The organism is Desulfosediminicola sp., from assembly GCF_048381775.1.
GTDB lineage: Bacteria > Desulfobacterota > Desulfobulbia > Desulfobulbales > Desulfocapsaceae > Desulfopila > Desulfopila ganghwensis.
Window position 1 is genome coordinate 406,521 of the sequence record NZ_JBLXGE010000004.1, and the last position, 6,875, is coordinate 413,395.

Here is a 6,875-nt window from a genome sequence, read left to right on the forward strand (position 1 = left end):
AAAGTTGCGTCGATGACCCGTATGCGAGAGAAATTCTGGAAAGGGCTCAGTTGCCGTGGGATGTTATTGCCAAAGGAGACGATCCCGCGTAGTTTGAGCGTGCCTACCCGGATAATATGTCTGAAGGCAAGAAACATCTGTACCTTACCAGGCATAAAGGACAATTTTTCAAACCTTGTCCCGGCACCCGTGAGTATCGCTGCTGTGATTATCATGTGCTCAACACAGGCATGAATTGCCCCATAGATTGTGTGTATTGCATTCTGCAGGCATATCTTAACAATCCGTGGTTGTCGTTCTATCTAAATGTAGACGATCTCCTGGCAGAGATAGACACGGTACTGCAAGACAATCCTGAAAAGGTGTACCGAATAGGAACAGGCGAATTCACCGACTCTCTGGCCATAGACAGGCTAACGGCTCTCAGCAGGCGACTGGTAACCCATATCGCAAAGTATGAAAATGCCATGCTCGAACTCAAGACCAAATCTGCGGTTATTGAGAACCTTAAGGATCTGGATTACCAGGGCAGAACCGTTATTGCCTGGTCACTTAATAGTCGACCGGTCCTGCAGAAAGAGGAGATTCGCTCGGCGACTCTCGAAGAGCGTTTAGAAGCTGCACGGCAATGTGCCGAGTGGGGATATAAGCTCGCGTTCCATTTCGACCCAATCATTGAGCATGAGGGGTGGGAAGATGGCTATGAAGAGACTATCAGGAAATTGTATGATTCCGTTCCGGCCGACAAAATTGTCTGGATTTCCATGGGAGCGCTGCGTTATCTCCCCAAATTAAAGGAGATAGGTATTGGCAGGTTCCCGGGGTCGCGGATGTATTTCCAGGAATTTGTTGAAGGGCTTGACGGAAAAGCTCGATATTTCAGAGATAACAGAGTCCGTCTTTATAAATCCATTTATGGAATGCTCAAAAAACGTGCAGCAGAGCGTACCTGTATTTACTTTTGCATGGAGAGCGATGAGATCTGGCGGGAGGTAATGGGTTTTGCGCCTGAAGAACAAGGTGGCGTGCCAGCCATGCTCGACCGGGCATTTTTTGATTCGCCACGATAATATTTCTACAGGAAAGCAACCGGCTAGCACGGTGTTTGAGTAGTGCATGTGAATGTTTTCACATTATACTTGGCGTTTTGCATTTCTATCGTATACTTTACGCTTTGCTATTATCACGCGGTTTGATATATTCCAGCGTAATTAAAAGGAGATAAGAATAATGATTAATAAGGCAATACTTGTAGGTAACTTAGGGGCCGATCCTGAGATTAGATATACCCAGAGCGGCACTTCGGTTGCAACGTTCAACGTTGCGACTACCGAGCGCTGGAAAGGACAGGACGGTCAGATGCAGGAGAGTACAGAATGGCATCGCATCGTCGCCTGGGCCCGTTTGGCTGAAATTTGTGGTGAATATCTCCACAAAGGTTCAAGAGTCTATGTCGAAGGTAAGATCCAGACCCGCAAATGGCAGGATCAAAACGGCAACGACAGATACACAACCGAGATCGTGGCCAGAGAGATGAAAATGTTGTCTCCACGTGGCGGTGAAGGTGGCGGGAACATGGGAGGCGGCGGTGGTGGTTTCAGTGAGCCGATGCCAGAGCCACCTAGCTGGGGTTCTGTAGGCGGCACCGGAGAGGATGTGCCGTTTTAGTGTCGAGCTTCTGCTCTATAATTACCAAATAAAAAACCCCAAATCCCGTATAAGCAATGCGGGATTTGGGGTTTTTTATTTGGAGCAAACGGGGTGAGTCAATCTTTCATCGAAAGTAGATAATTCTTCAGGGGGCATAGCCCTATTTGAAAAGCTACTGTTGTGAGCATAATCTTAGGCGAGTGTTGAAAATATTTAACACTCTAATCAAAAGTAGCCAAATAAGAAGAAAACCGATTGCTCGGCGTTGTGAAATCTTTCAACCAGTCATGTGGCGTATTTCTATCATGTGATACCACAGGTCACGTGGGCTCAGTTCGATATGCTTTTAGGCGTATCGATCTTTTGACTGCCAAAGTTAAAAACCGTGACATTAGCCTTCAGTTCCACCTCAAATGTCTCTAATACAGCCGATCACCTGCCGAAGTCGTCAGCCTGCCATCAGGTTGACTGAAGGTTGACTGAAAGCTGTGCTCCAAAGTCGAACATTGGTGGCAGGCTGAATTCTCCTATGTATTACTTGTGCAATCAACAGGATTACTTGATTAGGAGGGGATTGTTTGAGTAAACGTAGCACGCCTGAATCCAGCCAATACCTCGTAGGACAAAATCTAACATATAGACTGGGGCAAGGGCTGGCGTGGGCGGTAGTCTCGTATTGTTCTGTAGGAGGAATATCATATTTGCGTATTATACCCATATGGGTATATCAAGGTTCTCTGCGTATTATGGGAGTTGTCAGGACTTTCGTTTATATCTCTTGCATCTTGAGCCGGTATTGCCTAGTATTGAATAAAGTATAGCTATTTCGAATACATAAGTGGGTATGTTGTCACCCATTAAGCAGGAACTACCACAACGGGTAGCTACCCGTTGTGGTAGTAGTATTTATTGAAAATGAGGCAGAAGTCCCCAAAAAGGGAGTATTCCTATATTACACGTTAGATTTAAAATGAAATTAATCGGCAAAATATTAAGTTTTTCAAGTATATTTATAGTTTTTGCTCTGATTATTTCAGCAATGCTTATCTGGCCAAATCATCCAAGGTTAAAAGGAAAATTTAATTCAGGCGCTCAAGACACAATTAATTATGTAAAAAGTAACACTAATAAAGAATACAATTGGGAATACATTGAAAAACTTTATGATCATTCTTGCTTAGAATTTAATGGTCACAAAATCACACAAACAATCAAATCTTTCTCTTACATAAAGCCAAATGGAGAAAAACACTACACCGCTGGTTCCTCAACAACACTATACTTCTTTGATTTTAAAAGCATAAATAGAAAGAGATATTTACTCACTATACCTAAAAGATTTTGGAACATTAAAGGATTTAGAATAAATGAAATTGAATTTGAAGATAGTGGCTTTTGGCTAATAACAAATTATTCAATATTGTTAGACTTTTCGAAGGAAAAATTCGTGAAATATTAAAACAATAAGAATCTAACCAGGCATTTCAAGGGACGCGAAAAAGCCGCGCCCCTGAATTTCACGTTATGCTTTAGAAAAATACTACTCGACATATGGATCAAGCAATTATATCTGCAATTGATGAATTATCTATTTATTTCTTCCCAGGAATGCTTGTAGGCATTGCTTTGTTATATGCGACTAATCGAAGCATATTTCAAAACAACAATGGGAAACATGAAACCTTCACTTACATATTGTTATTTGCTACATTTTACTTTTTAGGAATAATTATCTTCCGAATTTCACATGTTGTTATTTATCCATTAAAAATATATTATCAAGTTAATCCACTTGAATCTATCATCAATCACTATGCTGAATATGATGCTGTAAGTAAATACATTGTCACAAAATATTCCTTGAGTGATCTAAGCACACTCAATGTCTAACTTTGTGCAAAGCTGTTGGTTGCGGAGAAAATGAAGGTTAGTGCTAGTAATGCCGAGCGCCTTATGTCAATTGGTCATTTGTTTAGATCCATGATTGTCGCTACACCTATAGCCGTTATATTCCTATCATATAAAACGAAGATATATAAGAAGAAGCTTGTGGTTTCTTTTGTAGTGCTATCCATAATTATTTCCACTATCTTTTTTACTAAAATATATGTTATACTGGGCTGCCTCCGTTCTACAATATTTAAGATCAACATTAGTTTTGTCAGTAGGTTTAAGCTAAGTTAGTTGTTGTAGAAATTCAGGCATGGAAAATTTAAAGCAATAATTTGCATAACCAAACAATCCACCGGACTCACTGAAGCTTGCCGGTGATTTCCACGCTAACCAGAATAACAATCAATAAAACAATTTAGTTAAATTAAAGGAGTAATAATGGGTATATTTTCTAGCCTTATAGGAAATGCAGGAGTTGTCGAACCAGGTGCTCTCAAACATGAGTATGAAAAACTACTTGCAGAAGATGAATCAATAGAAGTTGGCTTTAAACTTATTAGAGATACATTTATTTTTACAAATAGACGTCTAATTGTTATAGACGTGCAAGGTATGACTGGAAAAAAAATTGAATACCTTTCTATTCCATACGGAAAAATAACGAAATTCAGTATCGAAACATCTGGAAATTTTGACCTTGATGCAGAGCTAAAAATATGGGTAGGAAGTGCGCCTGATCCAATAGAAAAAACATTTAATAAAAAGGTAAATATATACGATCTACAAAAGGTATTAGCCAAGCACATATCGTAATATAGTCGAAAAACAATATAAGCTAACCAGCTGTTCCACCGGACTCGCTGAATCTCGCCGGTGGACTCAACGTTCGATTCAGATACATGCAAAAAGTTAACTGGAAAGTTAGACTCATATATTTCCTAAGTTGTATGGGAGTATATTTGGCATTTGCTTACTCCATTGGATTGATAAATGCACTATTACCTCCAAGGATTTGGACTTACCTTTCCATTCTGCCAGCTATACCTTTTATTTCAGCATTTCACGTGTTTTTTGGTATATTCGCTTACATAGTGTTTGTCTGGATCATGGCCTTTAGTTTATGGATGGTTTTAGGACGATCTAAGATAGGCGGGTTCATTATCGCAATAGTCGTAGGCATCCTGAATGGATATTTATCAAGTCTTCTATCGTGGCAGTTTGGCCCATGAAGTCACACGTCACCGTTTCGATGGAAAAAATTGGTGAGTGGACATTTCACAAATGTATCGGTCAATGACTCTGGTGTATTGGATCGAACAAGCCGCTGGAGGTGACGCGGCTCATACGTTATGCATGATGTATTGAAGACAATATGAAAAAAATTTTATTGGCAGGATCAACGGGTTACTTGGGAATCTATATTGCAAAGGAACTTCAACAACGATCCTGTTTTTTCAGGGCTATTGCTCGAAGCCCAGAAAAACTTGAGCAAAATGATATTAAAGCCAACGAACTGCTTAAAGCAGAACTGACTGACCCAGAGTCCATCAGAGAGTGCTGTAAAGGTATCGATATCGTTATATCAACTGTTGGTATCACAAAACAAAAAGATGGTCTTACATATATGGATGTAGATTATCAAGCCAATATGAATTTGCTGAACGAAGCTAAAAAAAATGGAGTTACAAAATTTATTTATGTTTCAGTCCTAAATGGTGAAAAGCTAAGAAACCTAAAAATATGCGACGCAAAAGAGCTGTTTGTTGAGCAGTTGAAACAGTCAGGGATAGATTATTGTATTGTTCGCCCAAATGGATTTTTCTCAGATATGTCAGAATTTTTTAACATGGCAAAAAGGGGGAGAATATATCTTTTTGGAAACGGAGAGTTGAGAGCGAATCCAATCCATGGTGAAGATTTGGCAGTTGTTTGCGTAGACGCTATCGACAGGCCTGATAAAGAAATTGAAATTGGCGGCCCCGAAACACTCACCCAACATGAGATTGCATCGATAGCCTTTGATATTTTGGGTATTAAGCCGAAAATAACACATATCCCAGATTGGGTAAGGATTACAATTCTCAATTTGGTAAAATTACTTACCGGAAGTAAGTCTTATGGACCAGTTGAATTTTTCATGACAGTCATGGCAATTGATATGCTTGCCCCTGAATATGGCAAACGCACGTTAAAAGAATACTTCTTAAAATTGAATAATAAAACGGTATAGCAAATACTTACACACGGATCGCAAAAAGCTGCGCTCGTTCCTCGCTCCGCATTTTGCGCCAGGTGAAGCGGGGCGTTATACCCATCGAGAAGCTTTGATATTAAATGAAATTATTTCAATAAAGTTGCTTTTTCATGGTGTTGTATTTGCTATATTATTAATACGTTACCTACTCTTTGGCTCTTGCGCTTCTATATGGCTTGCAGTTGGATCTTATAATAGAGATGATGCTATTTTCAGTTTGTCTCCAGCTAATATGATTCATCCATTAAGTAGCGGTATAGCTATTAGTGCACTATGCCTAGTCATATTTTTGGTAAACAAATTTGTATGGCCCCGTAAATCCATTAGATTTATTTATGTCTTAGCTTTTAGCTTGGTGACAATTATGTGCATTGGGCAGATTGTCTGGTGGTCAGCAACAGCAAGTGTTTAAAATAGTTATAACAAACGAATTGGGCTGACACGGAAGGCCCCCCGATTTAGTAGATACCAGTAATTAACTCCACTTAACGGTGTCCGATGGCGAAAACATAAATCCTAAAAAAATCTGGAAGTGCCCAGAGAAGTTCAAACTCAAAGCAGTTAAGTTCAGCCTCCAGAAAGGAACCATGGTCAAGGATGTAGCAGCAAATCTGCGCCGAGTTTGTGGCGTTAACTTCCAAAAAACTACATAACAAAATATGTCGGATATTAAGCCTGGTATTTACAAACATTATAAAAACAAGAAATACAAAGTTATTTGTCAAGCGACACACTCAGAAACAGGAGAAGAGGTTGTTGTGTACCAATGTTTATATGGTGACAACAGCATGTGGGTACGACCAAAACAAATGTTCACTGAGTTGATTGAAGTCGATGGGAGAAAGATCCCGAGATTTGAATTTATGTCTGAAATTTAACATCGTTCTAATTATAGTAGCATAAGTCAAGGTATGGTTCATGTCGTGTGGATAATTGCCGATAATGATTCTGATTACCCCTCATCCTCAGCAAACTTTAAAATACGCTGAGGCATTGGCTTAGTAACTGCGGAATATCGAATAAGTGAGCCAACCATGGCTCCCATATAAAAACGGTTGTTGAAACGAAAACAGAATTC

At 39.7% G+C, this 6,875-nt stretch carries 7 protein-coding genes; all 7 read left to right on the plus strand.

Translation table 11 applies throughout. From position 1 onward, the window contains the following. The first annotated feature begins 116 nt into the window (after window positions 1–116). The 7 genes from ACN5NT_RS09410 to ACN5NT_RS09440 all read left to right on the plus strand — a co-directional run bounded on the left by ACN5NT_RS09410 (window position 117) and on the right by ACN5NT_RS09440 (window position 6,675). The gene (locus tag ACN5NT_RS09410) at window positions 117–1,070 is read left to right on the plus strand and encodes a radical SAM protein (protein WP_419175250.1); all 954 of its coding nucleotides are present in this window, start codon (window positions 117–119) and stop codon (window positions 1,068–1,070) included. Window positions 1,071–1,230: 160 nt separating this feature from the next. Next, complete coding sequence (locus tag ACN5NT_RS09415) at window positions 1,231–1,668, plus strand: single-stranded DNA-binding protein (protein WP_419175251.1); 438 nt, start codon at window positions 1,231–1,233, stop codon at window positions 1,666–1,668. A gap of 952 nt (window positions 1,669–2,620) precedes the next feature. Beyond that, a complete protein-coding gene (locus tag ACN5NT_RS09420; RefSeq protein WP_419175252.1) occupies window positions 2,621–3,109 on the plus strand; it encodes a hypothetical protein in 489 nt (162 codons plus the stop codon). A gap of 92 nt (window positions 3,110–3,201) precedes the next feature. Continuing rightward, complete coding sequence (locus tag ACN5NT_RS09425) at window positions 3,202–3,540, plus strand: hypothetical protein (protein WP_419175253.1); 339 nt, start codon at window positions 3,202–3,204, stop codon at window positions 3,538–3,540. A gap of 441 nt (window positions 3,541–3,981) precedes the next feature. Beyond that, a complete protein-coding gene (locus ACN5NT_RS09430) occupies window positions 3,982–4,356 on the plus strand; it encodes a PH domain-containing protein (RefSeq protein ID WP_419175254.1) in 375 nt (124 codons plus the stop codon). 559 nt (window positions 4,357–4,915) lie between these two features. Beyond that, a complete protein-coding gene (locus tag ACN5NT_RS09435; protein ID WP_419175255.1) occupies window positions 4,916–5,773 on the plus strand; it encodes an SDR family oxidoreductase in 858 nt (285 codons plus the stop codon). A gap of 683 nt (window positions 5,774–6,456) precedes the next feature. Continuing rightward, window positions 6,457–6,675, plus strand: coding sequence for a DUF1653 domain-containing protein (locus tag ACN5NT_RS09440; protein ID WP_419175256.1), 219 nt, complete (start codon window positions 6,457–6,459; stop codon window positions 6,673–6,675). Window positions 6,676–6,875 lie beyond the last annotated feature (200 nt).